Source organism: Pelomonas sp. CA6 (assembly GCF_022549225.1).
Taxonomy (GTDB): domain Bacteria; phylum Pseudomonadota; class Gammaproteobacteria; order Burkholderiales; family Burkholderiaceae_C; genus Roseateles.
Genome location: NZ_JAKZFD010000001.1, coordinates 681,266 through 700,956, shown reverse-complemented (window position 1 = coordinate 700,956; position 19,691 = coordinate 681,266). Strand labels below are relative to the sequence as shown.

Sequence of the window (19,691 nt, the reverse complement as noted above, 5' to 3'; positions counted from 1 at the left end):
CTCAGGGCTGCAGATGGCGGTCGAAGAAGGCATCCAGCACGCGGTGCAGATGCAGCTTCGGTCGGCGGCCAACGACGCCATGGGCATGGCCGGGATAGACCATCAGATCGAAGAGCTTGCCTTCCTGCTGCAGCGCCTGCGTCAGGCGCAGCGTGTTCTCGAACAGCACGTTGTCGTCCGCCGTGCCGTGGATCAGCAGCAGCGGCCGCTGCAGCAGCGCGGCGCGCGCGAGCAGATTGGCCTGCGCATAGGGCGCGGCCTTGCCGCCGTCGGGCAGGCCCAGGTAGCGCTCGGTGTAGGCGGTGTCGTAGAGCGTCCAGTCGGTGGGCGGGGCGCCGGCCGCGGCGGCCGCGAAGGGCGTATCGGCGTCCAGCATCGCGCGCGCGGCGAGGAAGCCGCCATAGGACCAGCCGAAGAACCCGATGCGCGCGGCGTCCACCTGCGGCACCTGGGCCGGCAGCTGGCGCACCGCGGCAAACAGGTCGGCCACCTCCACCGCGCCGAACGCGCGGTGATGAGCACGGGTGAAGTCGCGGTCACGGTGGGCCATGCCGCGCGTGTCCAGCGCCATCACGCCATAGCCGCGGCGCTGCCAGTAGGCGATCAGCGCGGTATCGCGGCTCCAGCTCCATTTCACGGTCGCCGCTCCCGGGCCGCCATAGGCCAGCACGATCACCGGATGGCGCGCCGTCGCAGCGCCCGGCTTGAGCGGCGCGAAGTAGAAGCCGTTGAGCGGCGTGCGACCGTCGGCGGCGCTGAGCTGCAGCTCGCGCGGCTGCGGCACGAGCTGCGCCAGCAGCGGATCGGCGGCATCGCCGGCCAGCGCCACCGCGGCCGTCTTGCCGTCCAGGGCCTGCAGCGCCAGCTGCGGCGGCTGGCCCCAGGCCGAACGCGTCACCAGCAGGCGGCGGCAGTCCTCGTCGCCCTTGGCGTCGCGCCACTGGCGCGGCTGCGCGCCGGGCAGCGCACGGCTGCGTCCCTGCACGTCGATCGCGAACAGCTCCTGGCTGCGGCCGCGCTCGCGCGCCACGCTGTACACCACCTCGGTGGCGCTGGAGCAGATGCGGTGGCCGACCGGCTCGGGCTCCTGCGTCAGCGCGCGGCGCGCGCCGCTGACGCGGTCCAGCAGCAGCAGCTGGCGGCGCCCCGAGGCCTCGCTGGACCACAGCAGCGCGGGCTTGCCGGACAGCATCAGCCCGGGCATTTCAGCCAGGTCGTCGTGCACCTCCACCCAGGCCGGATCGCGCTCTTCGGTGATCTGGCGCGGCCGGCCAGCGGCGTCGAATTCGGTCAGCACCAGGCGGCGTTGGTCGCGCGTGAACCACTGCAGCCAGGGCGTGCCATCGTCAAAGAAGCCGGCGCGGGCGATGTACTCGGCCTCGGCCGGCAACGGCAGCGGCTGGCGCGCGCCGCTGCGCGGGTCCACGCTCAGCGCGCGCACGCGCGCATTGGCCTCACCAGCGGCCGGATAGCGCTGCTGGGTCATGGTGCTGCGGTCGGCGAAGATCTGCGCGCGCGTCTTCACCGGCACGCCGCTCTCGTCCACCTCCAGCACCAGCAGCCGGCTGCCGTCCGGCGACCACCAGTAGCCGCGGTGGCGGCCCAGTTCCTCGGCGGCGATGAATTCGGCCAGGCCGAAGAAGCGCGTCTCGCCGGCGCCCTCGGTCAGCGTGCGCGGCGCGCCGCCGTCCAGCGCCTGCACCACCAGCTCGCCCCGCTTCACATAGGCTAGTTGGCGGCCATCGGGCGAGCATTGCGGGTCCTGCTCGGGCACGGACTCGTCCTCGGTCAGGCGGCGCGTCTGCACGCCCTGCTCGCCCAGCCGCACCAGATAGAGATCGCCGGACAGCGGCAGCAGCAGCGTGCGGTCGTCACGGCCGCACCACTGGTAGCCGGTGATGCCGCGCTGGGTGATGCGCTTACGCTCCAGCGCCATGCGTTCGGCCTCGGTCAGCTGGGCCTCGCGCTCGCCCAGCAGGTCCGGCATGCCCACCAGGCGGCGCGGTGCGCCGCCGGCCGCGGGCTGGGCCCACAGTTCCAGCTGCTCGCTGTCCTGCGCCGAAGGGCGCAGAAAACTCACCCAGCCCCCGCCCGGCGACAGCTCGGCCTGGCGCGGCAACCGGCCCTGCAGCGGCGGGTCGGCGAACAGGCGCTCCAGCGGCAGTTCGGCCGGCGCGGCGGCCCAGGCCGGCAGCGCGACGACGCAGGCCGCCAGCAGCGGGGTGAGTTTGATCATGCGGGATTTCCTTGCTTGCGGGCAGGCTCGGCGGGATCACCGAAGAGCTGCTGTTCGAGCACCTGGGGTGCGTTGATGGTGCGCAGCCGCTGGTACTCGGCCTGCGCCTCGGGATAGCGGCGGCGCAGGTAGTTGAGCCACTGCTTGAGCCGGCCGGCCTGGTGGCGCGGCGCGACATTGGCGCGCACCTGCGACCAGAAGCCCTGCATCAGCGGCAAGACCTGACCCCAGGGCAGCAGCGGCGGGTCCTGCGGCGTCGCCGCGCCCGCGCGTATGGCCAGCGCCAGCCCCGGGTCGGCGACCATGCCGCGGCCCAGCATCAGCCGCTCGCAGCCGGATTCGCGCAGGCAGCGCTGCGCGTCGTCCACGGTCCAGACCTCGCCATTGGCCACCACCGGCAGCGCCACCGATTCGCGCACGCGCGCGATCTGGTCCCAGAAGGCCGGCGGACTGTAGCCATCGCGCTTGGTGCGGCCGTGCACGACCAGCTCGCTGGCGCCGGCCGCGGCGATCGCGCGCGCGCAGTCCAGCATGCGTTCGCGGTCCTCGTTGCCCAGCCGCATCTTGGCCGAGACCGGCAGCGCTGCCGGCACCGCGCGGCGCACCGCGGCGACGATGGCGCCGACCAGCTCCGGTTCGTCCAGCAGCACCGCGCCGCCGCGATGGCGGTTCACCGTCTTGGCCGGGCAGCCGAAATTCAGGTCCACGCCCTGCGGCGACAGCTCGGCCAGGCGCGCGGCGTTCTCGGCCAGGCAGACCAGGTCCGAACCCAGCAGCTGGGGCCGCACCGGCACGCCCGACGCGGTGCGGCCGCCCTGCTTCAGCTCCGGCACGATGCGGGTGAAGACGCGGCGCGGCAGCAGCTGGTCGGTGACGCGGATGAACTCGGAGACACAGCGGTCCACGCCGCCCACGCGGGTCAGCGTGTCGCGAAGCATGTGGTCCAGCAGGCCCTCCATGGGCGCCAGAAGAATCATCGGAAGCGACGGGACGGGCGGGCGCGGGGCACGGACCGGGTCATGGAACAAAGGGGCGAGAGCATAGCGGATCATCACCAAATCTGTGGACAAGTCCGTGCAAAGCCTGCGCAAGGCGCACGCAAGTGCTTGATTTTCAAGGGACCGCCTCAGGATGCCCGAAAATGCAGCACTGAGGAGGACTCTGAATGCAATGGATTGGATCGGCGCTGGTCATCGGTGCCGTGGTGGTGTGGGGGCTGCTGGACCCGCTGGGCATGGGCAGCTTCTTCGAGGGTGCGCTGGCGCAGCTGACACGCAAGCTGGGCTGGCTCTACCTGTGGGTGGTGCTGGGGCTGGTGCTGACCTGCCTGGGCCTCGCCTTCAGCCGGCTCGGCCGGCTGAAGCTGGGCGCCGAGGACGAGGAGCCGGCCTTTTCGCGCCCGGCCTGGTTCGCGATGCTGTTCGCGGCCGGCATGGGCATAGGCCTGGTGTTCTGGGGCGTGGCCGAACCGGTCTCGCACTACCTGCGCCCGCCGCCGGGCGTGGCCGCGCAGACGCCCGAGGCGGCCAACGTGGCGATGCGCTATGCGATCTTCCACTGGGGGCTGCATCCCTGGGCGGTGTACAGCGTGGTGGGGCTGGCGATCGGCTTCTTCCAGTTCCGCCGCGGCAAGCCGGCGCTGATCAGCTCGGCCACGGACACCCTGCCCTGGCCCTGGATGCGCCGCGTCGGCCCGCTGGTTGACGGCCTGGCGCTGGTGGCCACGGCCTTCGGCGTCGCCGCGTCGCTGGGCGTGGGCGCGCTGCAGATCAATGCCGGGCTGGCGCGGGTGTTCGGGCTGCCGGTGGGGCTGGGGCCGCAGCTGGCCATCATCGCCGCCACCACCGCGCTCTTCCTGGCCTCGTCGGTCAGCGGCGTGGACCGCGGCGTCAAATGGCTGTCCAGCGCCAACCTGCTGCTGGCCGCGGCACTGGCGCTGGCGGTGTTCCTGCTTGGCCCCACGGTGGCCATCATCGACAACTTCAGCAACGCGCTGGGCGCCTATCTCAGCGAGCTGCTGCGCATGAGCCTGCGCATGACGCCCTTCCGCGACAGCAGCTGGGTGAGCGACTGGACGGTCTTCTACTGGGCCTGGTGGATTTCCTGGTCGCCCTTCGTCGGCGTGTTCATCGCGCGCGTTTCGCGCGGGCGCACCATCCAGGAATTCGTGCTGGGCACGGTGCTCGCGCCCACGCTGGCGGCGGCGCTGTGGTTCTCGGTATTCGGCGGCACCGCGCTGCATCTGCAGATCTTCGGCGGCCAGCCCATCGCCGCCGCGGTGCAGGCCGACATCGCGACCGCGCTGTTCAGCGTCTTCGACGCGCTGCCCGGCGGCACGCTGATGAGCCTGGCGGCGACGCTGCTGGTCGCGGTGTTCTTCATCACCTCGGGCGACTCGGCCACGCTGGTGCTGGCCTCCATGAGCCGGGGCGGCCGCGAGGGCGATTCGCCGGCCTGGCTGAAGCTGCTGTGGGGCCTGATGGTGGCGGCCATCGCCGCCAGCCTGCTGGGCGCCGGCGGCATCAAGGCGCTGCAGACCGCCACCGTGGTCTTCGCGCTGCCCTTCACCGCGGTGCTGGCGCTGCTGGCGCTGGCGCTGTGGCGCGCCGCGCGCGACGACGAGCGGGCGCTCAGCCGCGAGGAACGCCGTCTGCGCGACCGTCTGCGCCACATGCTGCCGCCGGAGTAAGCGCGGCGGCCAGGGCCGCCCCGGCCCGCTCGCGCTGGGTCAGCCACAGCCGGGTGTCGAACTCCAGCTGGGCATAGGCCGGCTCCATGTGGTGGCACAGCTGGTAGAAGGCCTTGTTGTGCTCCAGCTCGCGCAGGTGCGCGAGCTCGTGGACCACGATCATGCGCAGAAAGGGCTCGGGCGCCTCGCGGAACAGCGTCGCGACACGGATCTCGCGCCGCGTCTTGAGCCGGCTGCCCTGCACCGTGGACGCGCGCGTGTGCGTGCCCAGCGCGTGCTGCACAACCTTGATCTTGGCGTCGTAGCAGACGCGCGCGAGCGGATCGGCATTGCGCAGATGGCGCTGCTTGAGCGCCTGCGTGTAGTCGAACAGCGCCTTGTCGCTGCGCACCTCGTGCCCCTGCGGATAGCGCCGCGCCAGCAGCGCGCCCAGTTCGTCGCGTTCGATCAGCTGGCGCACCTGCTCCAGCAGGGCCGGCGGATAGCCGTGCAGATACTTCATCGCGGGAGGGGCCTGGCGGCGGAACGGAGGGGCGAAGGCGGCATTCTAGGCGGGCCGGGCGGCGACAATCGGCGCCATGCCCGACGCCGCCGCCCTGCTGATCCGCCCCGCCCCCGATGCGCCCGCCTTTGCCTGCGCGCCGGGGCAGAGCGTGCTGGAAGCGGCGCTGGCGGCCGGCGTCGCGCTGCGCAGTTCCTGCCGCAACGGCAGCTGCCGCGCCTGCCTGCGCGAACTCGCCGAAGGCCGGGTGCGCTACCGCATCGAATGGCCCGGGCTGAGCGCCGAGGAAAAGGCGCAAGGCTGCATCCTGCCCTGCGTCGCGGAGCCGCTCACGGACCTGGTGCTGCGCTCCCCAGCCACTGCCGCAGGCTGAAGGCCGGACGCCGCGGCGCCCCCGGCGCCGGCGCGGCCAGCCGCGCCAGGTCCCAGCCCCGGCCCAGCAGCAGGCGCCGGGTCTGCAGCCGGTCGGCCTGCTGCGCGCTGACCCGGGGCCCCAGCGGCTGCAGTGATTTGTGCTCCAGCGTCACATAGCCGGCGTCGAAGTCGCGCGCCAGCGCATCCCACAGCGCTTGCGCGCCCGGCGACTGGCGCGCGCCGCTGAGCAGGCACAGCCCCGCCTCCAGCACGCCCGCGTAGAGCGCGCGCGCAAGTCCGCGGCGCCGGTAGTCGCGGCCGATCTTGGTGTGGGGCGCGCGCACCAGCGGGTCCCACCGGCGCCCGACCTCGATCAGCCGGTTCAGCACCACGAGACCAGCCAGGCAATGCCGCCCGGGGTCTTCGACATAGAGGTAGTACTCGCCGTCCGCCTCGCGGCAGCGCAGCCGCAGGCCGTCCCGCAACGGCCAGGACGGCAAGCCGAAAAGGCGGTCGCCGGGCGCGTGCAGCCGCGCGTGGCAGGCCGCCAGCTCGGCGGCCAGCGCGGCCTCGTCCAGTTGCACGTCGGTGCGCATGCTCAGGCCGGGCTCCACGCGGCGCGCTGCAGCGCCAGGTCCGGCCCCACCCAGAGGCCGCTGCGCAAGCCCTCGGGCGGCTGTGCCGCGCTGACGCGCGCGCTCGCCTCCCAGGCCTGCTCGCGCACGTCCAGGCCGGCATAGATGCCGTAACCGGGCCCGGCCACGATGCGGCCACCGGCCAGCAGGCTTTCGCCGGCGCGCACCGCGCCGCCGGAGAGAATGTCTCCCCCCGCGCGCAGGCCCCAGCCGGCCTCCAGGTGCGACGCGGTCTCCAGCGTGCCGCCCACCGCGACCCCCTGCCCCGCCTGCAGCGCGCCGTCCACCCAGGCATCGCCGCCCACCCACAGGCTTTGCGCGCAGTGCAGCGCGGCGCCCACATGCAGGGCCTCGCCCACCTTCAGCTCGCCGCCGGCGTGCAGCGCGCCGCCGCAGTGCAGGTCGCGGCCGCTGCGCAGCGGCCCCGCGCAGTCCAGCGCGCCAGCCACCTCCAGCCCCCAGGCGGCCTGCAGGCGGCCGCCCACGCGCAAGCGGCCCTCGCAGCGCAGCGCGCCGCCACAGGCCAGATCGTCGCCGCAGACCAGGTCGCCGCCAACGCGCAGGCCGCCGCCCGCGTGCAGGCCGCGGCCGGTGCGCAGCAGCCCGTCCACCTCGACGCCACCGCGCACGCGCAGCGTGCCGGCGAACACCAGCGCGGAAGCCTGCAGCGCGTCCAGCTCCAGCACCGCGTCGGTGGGGCCGAAGTTGTCCAGCAGCCAGCAGGCGTCGCCGACGCGGCCGGCCTCCACCAGCGCGTCCAGCAGTTCCTGGTAGGCATGGTCCTGCAGCCCGTGGCGCAGGTACCAGCGCAGGCCATCGGCGCAAGGGCGCTTGGCCTTGATGAAATTCTTGGAGATGTCCATGGTCTGGCGCCCCGGACGCGCCAGCGTTCCGGGGTCGTTCCGGTCGGGAGTGGGGGCTCAGCAGGCGTAGTCGCCGCTGGACTCGGGCTGGTAGAGAAGCTTGAGGACCAGCGCGGTGCGCGGCTCCTCGCGCGGCCCGGTCCACGCGATGCGCTGGCCGACGCGCGCGCCCAGCAGCGCCAGGCCCAGCGGCGTGAACACCGAGACCAGGCCCAGCGCGGGATCCGCCTCGGCCGGGTAGCACAGCGTCAGCGTGCGTTCATCACCATTGCCGCCGCGCACGCGCACCCGCGAGCGCATCGTGACCACCTCGGGCGGCATGCGCGTGGCGTCGATCGAGTCGGCCCCGTCCAGAAGGTCCTGGGCCGCATCGGCCAACCCGGCCGGCAGCGTGGTGGCGAAACGGGGTTTGAAGAGAAAGCTGGACAGCCGGGCGTGGTCCAGCCCGGAGAGAAGCCGCTTGGGCGTGCTCGCATCCATGAAGGCGCTCCTGGTTCGGGAGCGGCGCCCGCGAAGGCGCCGACGATCGCGCGGGGCTTGTGCCCGACGACCCGAAAACTGCGCTGAAAGGATGGAGGAAGGTCGCCGGGCTCAGGGATGTGCGGCGAGTGCTGGCGCGGGCCCGGCACCGCCGACATGCGGCGTGCACGTCCGACCGCAGGCCGTGTCGACGGTCTGCAGCAGTGCGGGAACGTGCCTGAAGTGGTCCATGGCCGGGGATTGTAGGAAGGCGAACGGATCTTGTCCAAGCCGGGCATGCGCGCAGCGCACGCCCGGTGCTCCCCACCGGGGCCAGGTCTTGCCTGGCCGCCGGTGCGGCGGCCGGCAGGATCAGCGCTGCGCTTCCGGCAGCTCGATCTTGACTTCCAGGACCTCCAGGTTGTCCTGGCGCTCCATGTGGACCTTGATGTCGTCCGGGTTGATGGCCACGTACTTGGAGATCACCGCGACCAGTTCGCGCTGCAGCTGCGGCAGGTAGTCGGGGCTGGCGCCGCGGCCGGTGCGCTCGTGCGCGAGGATCAGCTGCAGGCGTTCCTTGGCAACGCTGGCCGTGCTCTTCTTCTCGCCGAGGAAAAAGGACAGGAAACCCATGATCGCGCCCTCCTCACTTGCCGCCGAACAGGCGCTTGAAGAAGCCGGGCTTGACCGCCTCGATGAAGCGCATGGGCTTGTCCTCGCCGAGGAAGCGCGCGACCACGTCGGCATAGGCCTCGGCCACGTCCGAGCCCTTCATGTGAATCGCCGGCACGCCCTGGTTGGAGGCCTGCAGCACGGCCTCGCTCTCGGGGATCACGCCGATCAGCGGCGTGCGCAGGATCTCGTGGATGTCCTCCAGCGACAGCATCTGCCCGCCCTCGACCCGGTTGGGGTTGTAGCGCGTGATCAGCAGGTGTTCCTTGACCGGCTCGCGGCCTTCGATCGCGCGCTTGGTCTTGCTGTTGAGCATGCCCAGGATGCGGTCCGAATCGCGCACCGAGGACACCTCGGGGTTGGTCACGACCAGGGCCTCGTCGGCATAGTGCATGGCCATCAGCGCGCCGGTCTCGATGCCGGCCGGCGAGTCGCAGATGATGTAGTCGAACTCCATGGCGCGCAGCTCGTCCAGCACGCGCTCCACGCCCTCCTGCTTCAGCGCGTCCTTGTCGCGCGTCTGCGAGGCGGCCAGGATGTACAGCTTGTCCAGCTGCTTGTCCTTGATCAGCGCCTGGCCCAGCTTGACCTCGTCGTTGATCACGTTGATCAGGTCGTAGACCACACGGCGCTCCACGCCCATGATCAGGTCCAGGTTGCGCAGGCCGACGTCGAAGTCGATCACGCAGGTCTTGTGGCCGCGCATGGCCAGGCCGGTCGCAAAGCTGGCGCTGGTGGTGGTCTTGCCGACCCCGCCCTTGCCCGAGGTCACCACGACGATCTTGGTCATCGAATGCGTTCCTTTCGTCAGAATTCAGTGGCTGAGCGCGGCGGCTCAGGGGTTCAGCGCTTCCATCACCAGCTTCTCGCCATCGAGCCGCACCTGGGCGGCCTTGCCCAGCACATGCTCGGGCAAGGGGTTCTCGGTCGTGCGGTAGATGCCGGCGATGGCGATCAGTTCGGCTTCCAGGCTGGCGGCGAAGATGCGCGCCTCGGTGTTGCCGCGCGCTCCGGCGATCGCCTTGCCTCGCAGCGGCGCATAGACATGGATATGGCCGTCGGCGATGACCTCGGCGCCATGGCTCACCAGCGCCAGCACCACCAGGTCCGCCCCCTTGGCATAGACCTGCTGGCCGGAGCGCAGCGGCTTGTCGACCACGACGGTGCGCGGCGCCTCGGCGGCCACCGGCACCTCGCGCTCGACGACGACTTCGCGCACCACCTCCTTGACCACCTCCTGCACCACGGTGCGCGGCTCGGCGCTGCGCGCGGGCAGGCCCAGATCGGGCGCCTCGGCCAGGCCCAGCGACAGCGCCTGCGCCAGTTCGGCCTCGTTGGCGCCGACCACGCCCACCGGCTGCAGGCGGTGCGCGCGCAGCAGCGGCAGCAGCCAGGCCAGGTCGATACGCGCGCCGCCGTCCAGGCTCAGCTGGCCATCGTCGCCGCTGGCCGGCGGCAGGCTGCCCAGGTCGATCAGCAGCGGGTCATGGTGGAAGGCATCGGGCGTGGGGCCCAGCTTGTGCTGCAGCTGGGATTCCAGCTCGGCGCGGTCGGCGCTGCGCAGCACCAGCGCGAGCAGGCTCAGCGAGGCGCTTTTCAGTTCGAAAGGTTCGGCGCTGCGGCCCGTTGCGGTCGACGTCGAAGCCTGGGATGCCTGAGCCATGGGGTGTCTGGATGCACAAAGTGCGCGATTTTAGCGGTTCGCCTGCCGACCTCTGCCCGTTAATGCAGCAGATCAAGGAAAGTCCCACGGCGACAGTCACTTGCGCCCGTCATCGCCAGCCCGCCCACACGCTTGTCCACAAGCGGCGTGGACATCCGGCGGCGAAAAAAGAGGCGTGCCCCTGTCGGTCGGGCTTGACTTATCCCCACGGATGGGTTTGCGACCGCAGCGTGGACTCCATGCTGCGCTGCAAGTTCAGGAAAACCCGCGCCGCCGCTAAGTGCTTGATTTATATAGGTACGTTTGAAATGCCCGCAAAAGTGGCAGGGAAAGACTAGGCACGATGGATCAAGGATTTAGCGTCGCCGTCTGAGGGTTTTGCACAAAGTTATCCACAGCCACGGTGGATAGCTGCCAACCCTCAGGAAAATCAGCGACTTAGGGGCCAAGCCTAGAAACGGTCTGAAGTTTGCGATGCAACTCGCAACACCGGACGCCGCGACGCGCGCCACCGGAGTCCGGATGGACAACCGGGCCTAAAATCCCATGTTTGGCCCGCCCCCACCCGGGACCGGCCCCGACGCCCCCGGCCTGCCCAACGACGCCCCGCCATGACACGCAAGCTCTTCGTCACCACCGCCCTGCCCTACGCCAATGCGAACTTCCACATTGGCCACATCATGGAGTACACCCAGGCCGACATCTGGGTGCGCTTCCAGCGCATGATGGGCCAGGAGGTGCACTTCGTCTGCGCGGACGACGCCCACGGGGCGCCCATCATGATCGCCGCGGAGAAGGCCGGGAAGACGCCGCAGGCCTTCGTCGCCGACATCGCCGCGGGCCGCAAGAGCTACCTGGACGGCTTCCACATCAGCTTCGACAACTGGCACTCCACCGACGGCCCGGAGAACCACGCGCTGTCGCAGGCCATCTACAAGGCGCTGCGCGCCAATGAGCTGATCTCGGTGAAGACCATCGAGCAGTTTTTCGACCCGCAGAAGGCGATGTTCCTGCCCGACCGCTTCATCAAGGGCGAATGCCCCAAGTGCGGGGCGAAAGACCAGTACGGCGATTCCTGCGAGGTCTGCGGCGCGGTCTACACGCCCACCGAGCTGAAGAATCCGTTCTCGGTGCTGACCGGCGCGACGCCGGTGCTCAAGAGCTCGGAGCACTACTTCTTCAAGCTGTCCGATCCGCGCTGCGTCGAGTTCCTCGAGCAGTGGACCCAGACCCCGGGGCGGCTGCAGCCCGAGGTGCTGAACAAGATCAAGGAGTGGTTCGCCAAGGACGACGAAGGCAACGGCGGCCTGGGCGACTGGGACATCAGCCGCGACGCACCCTACTTCGGCATCGAGATCCCCGATGCGCCGGGCAAGTACTTCTATGTGTGGCTGGACGCGCCCATCGGCTACCTCGCGTCGCTGAAGAACTACTTCGGCAAGACCGGTCGCGACTTCGACGCCTTCCTCGCCGACGAGACGGTGGAGCAGATCCACTTCATCGGCAAGGACATCACCTATTTCCACACGCTGTTCTGGCCCGCGATGCTGCATTTCAGCGGCCGCAAGACGCCCAACCATGTGTTCGTGCATGGCTTCCTGACCGTCAACGGCGGCGAGAAGATGAGCAAGAGCCGCGGCACCGGCCTGGACCCGCTGAAGTACCTGAAGCTGGGCATGAACGCCGAGTGGCTGCGCTACTACCTGGCGGCCAAGCTCAACAGCAAGGTCGAGGACCTGGACTTCAACCCCGAGGACTTCGTCGCCCGCGTCAACAGCGACCTGGTCGGCAAGTACATCAACATCGCGTCGCGCGCCGCCGGCTTCCTGGCCAAGCGCTTTGATGGACGTCTGTCGGCCGACGTCGGCGTCGAAGGCCGCGCGCTGCTGGACGGGCTGCGCGCCCATGCCGGCGCGATCGCCGAGCTGTACGAAGCGCGCGAGTTCGGCAAGGCGCTGCGCGAGATCATGCTGCTGGCCGACCGCGTCAACGAGTACGTGGACCAGAACAAGCCCTGGGAGCTGGCCAAGCAAGCCGGCCAGGACCCGGTGCTGCAGGACGTGTGCAGCGTCTGCATCGAGGCCTTCCGCCTGCTGTCCATCTACCTGAAGCCGGTGCTGCCGGCGCTGGTCGCCAAGGTGGAGGCCTTCCTGAAGGTCGAGCCCATGCAGTTCGCCGACGCCCAGCGCGCGCTCGGCGCGCACCAGATCGGCGCCTACGAGCACCTGATGCAGCGTGTCGATCCCAAGCTGCTGGACGCGCTGTTCGAGCCGCCCGCACCGCCCAAGGTCGTGCCTGGCGGCGAGGACCTGGCCGAGGAAATCAAGATCGACGACTTCGCCAAGGTGGACCTGCGCGTCGCCAAGATCGTCAAGGCCGAGCACGTCGAGGGCTCGGACAAGCTGCTGCGCCTGACGCTGGACGTCGGCGAGGGCCGGCTGCGCAACGTCTTCTCGGGCATCAAGAGCGCCTACAAGCCCGAAGACCTGGAAGGCAAGCTCACCGTGATGGTGGCCAACCTGGCACCGCGCAAGATGAAGTTCGGCCTCAGCGAAGGCATGGTGCTGGCCGCCAGCCATGCCGACGAGAAGGCGCACCCCGGCATCTTCGTGCTGGAGCCCTTCCCCGGCGCCCAGCCGGGCATGCGCGTGCGCTGAGCCCGCGCCCGCCGCGCAAGACCTGACCCCGGGGCGCTCAGCCCCGCTTGGCCTGGGCCGCGGCGCAGGCCAGTTCGCCCACGCGGCGCAGCGCCGGATCGAAGCGCGGGTCGCCCGGGTGGCCCACGTTGAGCCGCAGGTGGTGGCCAAAGCGGCCGTCGGCCGAGAACAGCGGCCCCGGCGCGGTGCTGATGCCCTGGGCCATGGCCTGGTGGTGCAGCGCCAGCGCGTCGACCTGGGGCGGCAGCTCCAGCCACAGGAAGTAACCGCCGGCCGGCCGCGTGACGCGGGTGCCGGCGGGGAAATGCCGCTCCACCAGGCGCAGCGCATGCAGGCGCTGCTCGGTCAGCGCGCTGCGCAGCCGGCGCAGATGGCGCTCATAGGCGCCCTGGGCCAGGTAATCGGCCAGCGCCAGCTGCGGCGGCAGCGAGCTGGCCAGCGACCCCATCATCTTCAGCCGCTGCACCGCCGGCGCGAAACGTCCCGCCGCGGCCCAGCCCACGCGGTAGCCGGGCGCCAGGCATTTGGAGAACGAGCTGCAGTGCAGCACCAGGCCCTCGCGGTCGAAGGCCTTGGCCGGCGGCGGGCGCCGCCCCGGGGCATAGAGCTCGCCATAGACGTCGTCCTCGATCAGCGGCACCTGGTGGCGCGCCAGCAGCGCCACCAGGGCCTGCTTGCGCTGCGGCGTCATCAGCGCGCCCAGCGGGTTCTGGAAGCTGGGCATCAGCCAGCAGGCCGCCACCTTCTGGCGCTGCAGCAGCGCCTCCAGCGCCGCCAGCTCCACGCCGCCCTGCGGGTCGGTCGCCACCTCCACGGCCTTGAGCTGCAGCCGCTCCAGCGCCTGCAGCGCCGTGTAGAAGGTGGGCGACTCCACCACCACCACGTCGCCCGGCCGCGTCACCGCCTGCAGGCACAGGTTCAGCGCCTCCATCGCGCCATTGGTCATCAGCAGTTCGTCGTCGGCCAGCGGCACGCCGTGCGCGGCATAGCGGTGCAGCAGCTGCGCGCGCAGCCCCGGGTCGCCGGCGGTCAGCGCGCCGGTGACCTGCGCCGGCTTGAGCCGCCGCATCGCGCGCGCGCCGCTTCGCGCCAGCTCGGCGAACGGGAACAGGTGCGCGGCCGGAAAGGCCGAGCCCAGCGGCACCACATGCTCGTCGCCGGCCGCGCCGAGCAGCGCGAACACCAGGTCGGTGATCGCCACCGGCGTGGCCTCGTCGCGGGCCTTGGCGGCCTCGGGCGTGGAGCGCGCCGGACGCCGCGGCGCGCGCACGTAGTAGCCAGAGCGCGGCCGCGCCTCGATCAGGCCCTCGGTCTCCAGCAGGCCATAGGCCTGGAACACCGTGGACGGGCTGACGGCGCGCAGCGCGCAGGTCTCGCGCACCGAGGGCAGACGCTCGCCGCTGCGCAGCAGCCCGCTGCGTATCGCGTCCGCCAGATCATCCGCCAGCTGCTGGTAGCGCGGCATCGAGGCCCTCATCTGATCCTGTTCCTTTTGAAATCACCGCGAGTTTAGCCATCAGCTTCGCGATCTCGAGCTGACCTGGATGGAAACGGCGTCTTCGGGCCCATCTGATCTGGTCGAAATAGACAAAAACTGAATATTACAAATCAGCGCAGGGACACCCATCATCGCGGCGAGGCTTGGAACGGCAGGGTCTGCCGGCCTCGGAACGGATTGCGAGATGAATTCCCCCACCCGAATCATTCCCCTGGTGCCGGAGTCCGGCATCTCCCGGGACCCCAAGATCCAGGCGCGCGCGGTGCGCGGCCTGTTCAGCCGCTGGCGCTGGGCGCTGGTGTGGATCACCCAGCTGATGTTCTACGCGCTGCCCTGGCTGCAGATCAACGGCCGCCAGGCGGTGCTGTTCGACCTGGAGGCGCGGCGCTTCTTCCTGTTCGGCGCCGTGCTCTATCCGCAGGACCTGATCTACCTGACCGCGCTGCTGGTCTTCAGCGCGCTGCTGCTGTTCTTCGCCACCACGGTGGCCGGGCGCGTCTGGTGCGGCTTCGCCTGCCCGCAGACCGTCTACACCGAGATGTTCATGTGGCTGGAGCACCGCTTCGAAGGCGACCGGCTGGCCCGTTTGCGCCTGGACGAGTCGCGCTGGAACGCCAACAAGCTGCTGCGCCGCGGCGGCAAGCACCTGGCCTGGGGCGCGCTGAGCCTGTGGACCGGCCTCACGCTGGTGGGCTGGTTCACGCCCATCCGCGAGCTGATGCCGGCACTGGCCGCCGGCGCACTGGGCCCCTGGGAGCTGTTCTGGAGCGGCTTCTACGGCCTGTTCACCTACACCAACGCCGGGCTGCTGCGCGAGAAGGTCTGCCAGCACATGTGTCCCTACGGGCGCTTCCAGGGCTCGATGATGGACAAGAACACGCTGATCGTCGCCTACGACACGCGCCGCGGCGAACCGCGCGGCGCGCGCTCGCGCGGCAGCGACGCGCGCAGCAAGGGCCAGGGCGACTGCGTGGACTGCACGCTGTGCGTGCAGGTCTGCCCGGTGGGCATCGACATTCGCCAGGGCATGCAGGCGCCGTGCATCAGCTGCGGCCTGTGCATCGACGCCTGCGACAGCGTGATGGACAAGCTGCGCGCGCCGCGCGGCCTGGTGCGCTTCGCGACGCAGACCGAACTGGAAAGCCCCGTGCCGGGTCAGGGCGGGCTGCTGGCCCATCTGATGCGGCCGCGCGTGCTGATCTATGGCGGGCTGCTGGCGCTGGCCGGCTGCGCGCTGGTGCTGGGCCTGTGGCTGCGGCCCACGCTGCGTGTCGACGCGGTGCGCGACCGCGGCGTGCTGGCGCGCCAGGTCGAGGACGGCCAGATCGAAAACCTCTACCGGCTGCAGCTGATGAACGCCAGCGAGCGCGAGCGCAGCCTGGCGCTGAGCGTGGACGGCCTGCCCGGGCTGCGCCTGGCGTCGGTGTCGCAGGTGCGCCTCGCGCCCGCCGCCGCCGAGACCGTGACCGTGGTGCTGCGCCTGGACGCCGCCCAGGCCCAGGCGCTGGCGGGCCGCATCGCACCCATCCGCTTCCGCGTCAACGAGCAGGCCGAGACCGGTTCGGCGCTGGCGCTCACCGAGTCCACCTTCGTCGTGCCGCGCTGAGGCGCCGGCCTTGCTCGGATTGCGCAGATGCTGCTGCGCAATCCGCAGTCGACGCCGCCCGCGCCGCGCGCCCACACTGTCCCTTGCCCTCATCCCCCCTAGCCCATGAGCAGACTTCCCCGACTCAATGCCGACACTGCCCCCGAGGCCAGCCGCGCGCTGGTGCGCAAGGTACAGGCCAGCAACGGCTTCCTGCCGCATCTGATCGGCACGCTGGCCAACGCGCCGGTGGCGCTGGAGACCTATCTGACCGTCTCCGAGATCAACGGCCGCGCCTCGCTGGACGTGGCCGAGCGCGAGGTGGTGCAGATCACCGCGGCGCGCCTGAACGGCTGCGACTTCTGCGTCGCCGGCCACAGCGCGCTGGCGCTGAAGAAGGCCGGGCTGGACCGCGACGCGGTGCTGCGCCTGCAGCGTGGCCTGCCCACCGGCCATGCGCGGCTGGACGCGCTGCAGCGCTTCGCCGCCGCGGTGATCGGGCGCCGCGGCGCGGTCGCCGACACCGAGCTGAGCGCGCTGCAGGCCGCCGGCTACGGCCCGCAGCAGGCGCTGGAGGTGGTGCTGGGCGTGAGCCTGGCCACGCTGTGCAACTACGCCAACGTGCTGGCGGGCAACGAGATCAACCCCGAGCTGCAGCCCTATGCGCCGGGGGTGCTGGCATGAGCGCGCCCGCGCAGGCCTGGCTGGAGCGCCACGCCGAGGCGCTGGACACCGGCGAGCCCGAACCCGCGCTGCAGTTGCTGCCCTGGCTGGGCGCGCAGGGCCTGCTGCGCATCGGCGTGCCGGGCCCGCTGGGCGGCGACGGCGGCACGCTGGGGGACGCGGTGCAGGCCATCGCCGGCGTGGCGCGCGCCTCGCTGACCGCGGCCTTCGTGTTCTGGGCCCAGCGCGCCTTCATCGAATATCTGCTGCACAGCCCCAACGAGGGCTTGCGCGAACGCCGCCTCGGCGCGCTGCTGGAAGGGCGGCGCGCCGGCGCCACCGGCCTGTCCAACGCGATGAAATTCCTCAGCGGCATCGAACGCCTGGGCGTGCGTGCGCGCGACGGCGACGCGCCGTGGCGGTTGGACGGCGCGCTGCCCTGGGCCACCAACCTGGCGCAGGCGGGCTTCGACATCGCGCTGGCGGTGGACCGCGGCGAGGGCCTGCCGCCCGCCGTGGTCGCGCTGCCCAGCGAACGCGCCGGGCTGCTGCGCAGCGCCGACCTGGACCTGATCGCGCTGCGCGGCAGCCACACCGCGTCGCTGCGGCTGGACGGCGTGGAGGCCGACGCGTCCGACCTGATCCACCCCGTGGCCGGCCAATACCTGCCGCGCGTGCGCCCGGCCTTCCTGAGCCTGCAATGCGGGCTGTCGCTGGGCCTGGCGCAGGAGGCGCTGGCGCGCGCCGCCGAACGCCTGGGCCCGGCGCGCGCGGTGCTGGCCCAGCCGCTGGACGAGGCCAGCACCGCGTTGCAGCAGCACCGCGACGCGCTGCTCCAGGGTCTTGCCGATGGCCGCTTCGCGGCTCAGCCGGCGGCGCTGTTCCGGCTGCGCATCGCGCTGGCCCAGGATGTGCAGCAGGCCCTGCAACTGGAGCTGCTGGCCAGCGGCGGCCGTGCCTACCATCGCGACCCGTCGCTGGGTTTCGCGCGGCGCTGGCGCGAGGCGGCGTTCATCCCCATCGTCACCCCCAGCATCAGCCAGCTGCAGGGCGAGCTGGCACGCCAGGCCCAGGCCCAGGCCGCCGCATGAGCACCGCCCCGCCGCCGCCGGTGCTGCGCGTCCGGGACCTCGCCTGCGGCTATGGCGGCACTTGCGTGCTGGAGGCGGTCGATCTCGAGCTGCGCGCCGGCGAGCTGGTCGCGCTGCTGGGCGCCAGCGGCGGCGGCAAGTCCACGCTGCTGCGCGCGCTGGCCGGACTGGATCGCCCGCAGCGCGGGCACATCGAGCTGCTGGGCGAGCCGCTGCAGCGCCCCCACCCGCGCGCCGGGTTGCTGTTCCAGCGCCCCGGGTTGCTGCCCTGGCTGGACTGCGCCGCCAACGTGGGCTTCGGGCTGGGCTTCCGCCACCAGCCGCGCCAAAGCCGCGCCGAGCGCGCGCAGCGCGTCGCGCAGGCACTGGCGGCGGTGGGCCTGTCGGCGGCGGCCGGGCTGCGCCCCGCCGCGCTGTCGGGCGGCATGGCCCAGCGCGCGGCGCTGGCGCGCGCACTGGCACGCCAGCCCGCGCTGCTGCTGGCCGACGAGCCCTTCTCCGCGCTGGACCCCATCACGCGCACCGAGATGCAGGCCTTGCTGCGCCAGCTGGTGCGGCAGACCGGTTGCGCCGCCTTGCTGGTCACCCACGACGTCGACGAGGCGCTGGCCCTGGGCGACCAGATCCTGCTGCTGGCCCGCCCCGACGCCGCCCGGCCGGCGCGCCTCATGGGCCGCTGGTCGTGCGCCGACGCCCAGCCGCCGTCGCGCGAGCGGCTGCTGCAGGCGCTGCGCGACAGCATGGCGGCGCCCGGCGACGCCCACGCCGCCGCCTCCCGCGCCCCCGCCTGGCCACTGCCGCCCGATGCCGAGCTGGCACGGCAGGAGGCCGCCTTCCACAGCCTCCACTGACCGCCCGAACCGATGACCCGTCCGACACGCCCGACCGACCCCTTCGCGCACGCCGCCCATCCCCACTGCGCCGACCCCGCCTGCGGCTGCGGCATGAGCCGGCGCGACTGGCTGCGCCTGAGCGCGCTGGGCGGCGCCGCCGCCGCGCCGCTGCTGCGCCTGGGCGACGCCCGTGCCCAGGGCCTCAAGGGCGACGACGCGCCGGTGCGCGTGGGCTATCTGCCCATCACCGACGCCACGCCGCTGCTGGTGGCCCAGGGCCGCGGGTTGTTCGAAGCCGAAGGGCTGAGGACCGAGGCGCCGCGCCTGTTCCGCAGCTGGGCCCAGCTGGTCGAGGCCTTCGTCGCCGGGCAGGTCAACGTGATCCACCTGCTGTCGCCGGCCGCGCTGTGGATGCGCTATGGCTCGCGCTTCCCGGCCAAGATCGTGGCCTGGAACCATGTCAACGGTTCCGCGCTCACGGTGGCGCCGCAGGTCCGCCGCGTCGAGGACCTGGGCGGGCAGACGGTGGCCGTGCCCTTCTGGTATTCCATCCACAACATCCTGCTGCAGCAGCTGCTGCGCAAGGCCGGGTTGACGGCGGTGACGCGACCGCGCGACGCGACGCTGCGCGCCGACGAGGTGCGGCTGCTGGTGCTGCCGCCCGCGGAAATGGTGGCGGCGCTGGCGGCGCGCTCCATCGCCGGCTTCATCGTCGCCGAGCCCTTCAACGCCGCCGCCGAGATCGCCGGCGTGGGCCGCGTGCTGCGCTTTTCGGGCGATGTCTGGAAGGACCATGCCTGCTGCGTCACCGTGCTGGCCGAGCGCGACCTGGTGCAGCGCCCCGAATGGGCCCAGCGCGTCACCACCGCGCTGGTCAAGGCACAGCTGTGGGCACGCGACAACCAGCTCGCCACCTCGCGCCTGCTGTCCAGCAGTGGCGAGCCGCGCTTCACGCCGCACAGCGTGCAGGCGCTGTCCAAGGTGCTGGCAGCCACCGACTACGCCGGCTACGAGTCCGCCGGCGTGGTGCGCCACAAGGGCTGGCTGCAGCGGCGCATCGACTTCCAGCCCTACCCCTTCCCCGGCTATACCGAGCAGCTGGTGCGCCTGCTGCGCGAAACGCGGGTGGAGGGCGACGCCCGCTTCCTCGCCGAGCTGGACCCGGCCTTCGTCGCCCGCGATCTGGTCGACACCCGCTTCGTGCGCCAGGCGCTGGCGGCGGTGGGCGGGCCCGCGCGCTTCGGACTGCCGGCCGATCTGGCGCGCCGCGAGACCGTCGAACCGTGAGCCG

18 protein-coding genes are annotated in these 19,691 nt (G+C 71.6%); 8 read left to right on the top strand and 10 right to left on the bottom strand.

Annotated elements, in window-relative coordinates; translation table 11 throughout:
• Position 1: 1 nt before the first annotated feature.
• Positions 2 to 2,236 (bottom strand): alpha/beta fold hydrolase, encoded by a 2,235-nt coding sequence (locus tag LZ017_RS03130; protein ID WP_241298567.1) that lies wholly within the window; start codon positions 2,234 to 2,236, stop codon positions 2 to 4.
• On the bottom strand, positions 2,233 to 3,213 hold the full coding sequence (locus tag LZ017_RS03125) for a tRNA-dihydrouridine synthase (RefSeq protein ID WP_241298566.1): 981 nt from the start codon (positions 3,211 to 3,213) through the stop codon (positions 2,233 to 2,235). The genes LZ017_RS03130 and LZ017_RS03125 overlap by 4 nt, the downstream gene beginning before the upstream one ends.
• 188 nt (positions 3,214 to 3,401) lie before the next feature.
• Here LZ017_RS03125 and LZ017_RS03120 point away from each other — a divergent pair, with 188 nt between their 5' ends.
• On the top strand, positions 3,402 to 4,925 hold the full coding sequence (locus tag LZ017_RS03120; RefSeq protein WP_241298565.1) for a BCCT family transporter: 1,524 nt from the start codon (positions 3,402 to 3,404) through the stop codon (positions 4,923 to 4,925).
• On the opposite strand, the gene LZ017_RS03115 is transcribed toward LZ017_RS03120, so the two are convergent.
• On the bottom strand, positions 4,867 to 5,427 hold the full coding sequence (locus LZ017_RS03115; RefSeq protein ID WP_241298564.1) for a M48 family metallopeptidase: 561 nt from the start codon (positions 5,425 to 5,427) through the stop codon (positions 4,867 to 4,869). The two genes, LZ017_RS03120 and LZ017_RS03115, sit on opposite strands and share 59 nt — an antisense overlap.
• 76 nt (positions 5,428 to 5,503) lie before the next feature.
• On the opposite strand from LZ017_RS03115, the gene LZ017_RS03110 reads away from it, so the two are divergent.
• Positions 5,504 to 5,800: a 2Fe-2S iron-sulfur cluster-binding protein gene (locus LZ017_RS03110; RefSeq protein ID WP_241298563.1), complete on the top strand. Its 297-nt coding sequence runs from the start codon at positions 5,504 to 5,506 to the stop codon at positions 5,798 to 5,800.
• Here LZ017_RS03110 and LZ017_RS03105 read toward each other — a convergent pair.
• The 6 genes from LZ017_RS03105 to minC all read right to left on the bottom strand — a co-directional run bounded on the left by LZ017_RS03105 (position 5,757) and on the right by minC (position 10,073).
• On the bottom strand, positions 5,757 to 6,377 hold the full coding sequence (locus LZ017_RS03105) for an N-acetyltransferase (RefSeq protein ID WP_241298562.1): 621 nt from the start codon (positions 6,375 to 6,377) through the stop codon (positions 5,757 to 5,759). The two genes, LZ017_RS03110 and LZ017_RS03105, sit on opposite strands and share 44 nt — an antisense overlap.
• A gap of 2 nt (positions 6,378 to 6,379) precedes the next feature.
• On the bottom strand, positions 6,380 to 7,279 hold the full coding sequence (locus LZ017_RS03100) for a hypothetical protein (RefSeq protein ID WP_241298561.1): 900 nt from the start codon (positions 7,277 to 7,279) through the stop codon (positions 6,380 to 6,382).
• Positions 7,280 to 7,336: 57 nt separating this feature from the next.
• A complete protein-coding gene (locus LZ017_RS03095) occupies positions 7,337 to 7,759 on the bottom strand; it encodes a GreA/GreB family elongation factor (protein ID WP_241298560.1) in 423 nt (140 codons plus the stop codon).
• Positions 7,760 to 8,110: 351 nt separating this feature from the next.
• Positions 8,111 to 8,371 carry a cell division topological specificity factor MinE gene (minE, locus tag LZ017_RS03090; RefSeq protein ID WP_241298559.1) on the bottom strand — a complete coding sequence of 87 codons (261 nt, stop codon included), beginning with the start codon at positions 8,369 to 8,371 and terminating at the stop codon, positions 8,111 to 8,113.
• Between the two features lie 13 nt (positions 8,372 to 8,384).
• Entirely contained in the window at positions 8,385 to 9,200 is an 816-nt protein-coding gene (minD, locus tag LZ017_RS03085; protein ID WP_241298558.1) for a septum site-determining protein MinD, read from the bottom strand.
• Between the two features lie 45 nt (positions 9,201 to 9,245).
• On the bottom strand, positions 9,246 to 10,073 hold the full coding sequence (minC, locus tag LZ017_RS03080; protein ID WP_241298557.1) for a septum site-determining protein MinC: 828 nt from the start codon (positions 10,071 to 10,073) through the stop codon (positions 9,246 to 9,248).
• Between the two features lie 611 nt (positions 10,074 to 10,684).
• Between minC and metG the strand changes: the two genes are divergently transcribed.
• The gene (metG, locus tag LZ017_RS03075; protein ID WP_241298556.1) at positions 10,685 to 12,730 is read left to right on the top strand and encodes a methionine--tRNA ligase; all 2,046 of its coding nucleotides are present in this window, start codon (positions 10,685 to 10,687) and stop codon (positions 12,728 to 12,730) included.
• Positions 12,731 to 12,767: 37 nt separating this feature from the next.
• Here the strand turns inward: metG and LZ017_RS03070 are convergent, their stop codons facing one another.
• Positions 12,768 to 14,195, bottom strand: coding sequence for a PLP-dependent aminotransferase family protein (locus tag LZ017_RS03070; RefSeq protein WP_374109873.1), 1,428 nt, complete (start codon positions 14,193 to 14,195; stop codon positions 12,768 to 12,770).
• A 217-nt stretch (positions 14,196 to 14,412) separates the two neighbouring features.
• Between LZ017_RS03070 and ccoG the strand changes: the two genes are divergently transcribed.
• The 5 genes from ccoG (at position 14,413) to LZ017_RS03045 (ending at position 19,687) form a co-directional block, all read left to right on the top strand.
• The gene (ccoG, locus tag LZ017_RS03065) at positions 14,413 to 15,834 is read left to right on the top strand and encodes a cytochrome c oxidase accessory protein CcoG (protein ID WP_241298554.1); all 1,422 of its coding nucleotides are present in this window, start codon (positions 14,413 to 14,415) and stop codon (positions 15,832 to 15,834) included.
• 105 nt (positions 15,835 to 15,939) lie between these two features.
• A complete protein-coding gene (locus LZ017_RS03060; RefSeq protein WP_241298553.1) occupies positions 15,940 to 16,497 on the top strand; it encodes a carboxymuconolactone decarboxylase family protein in 558 nt (185 codons plus the stop codon).
• Positions 16,494 to 17,567 carry an acyl-CoA/acyl-ACP dehydrogenase gene (locus tag LZ017_RS03055; protein WP_241298552.1) on the top strand — a complete coding sequence of 358 codons (1,074 nt, stop codon included), beginning with the start codon at positions 16,494 to 16,496 and terminating at the stop codon, positions 17,565 to 17,567. Before LZ017_RS03060 ends, LZ017_RS03055 begins: the two co-directional genes overlap by 4 nt.
• The gene (locus tag LZ017_RS03050) at positions 17,564 to 18,418 is read left to right on the top strand and encodes an ABC transporter ATP-binding protein (protein ID WP_241298551.1); all 855 of its coding nucleotides are present in this window, start codon (positions 17,564 to 17,566) and stop codon (positions 18,416 to 18,418) included. The genes LZ017_RS03055 and LZ017_RS03050 overlap by 4 nt, the downstream gene beginning before the upstream one ends.
• A gap of 12 nt (positions 18,419 to 18,430) precedes the next feature.
• Positions 18,431 to 19,687, top strand: coding sequence for an ABC transporter substrate-binding protein (locus LZ017_RS03045; protein WP_374109867.1), 1,257 nt, complete (start codon positions 18,431 to 18,433; stop codon positions 19,685 to 19,687).
• Positions 19,688 to 19,691 lie beyond the last annotated feature (4 nt).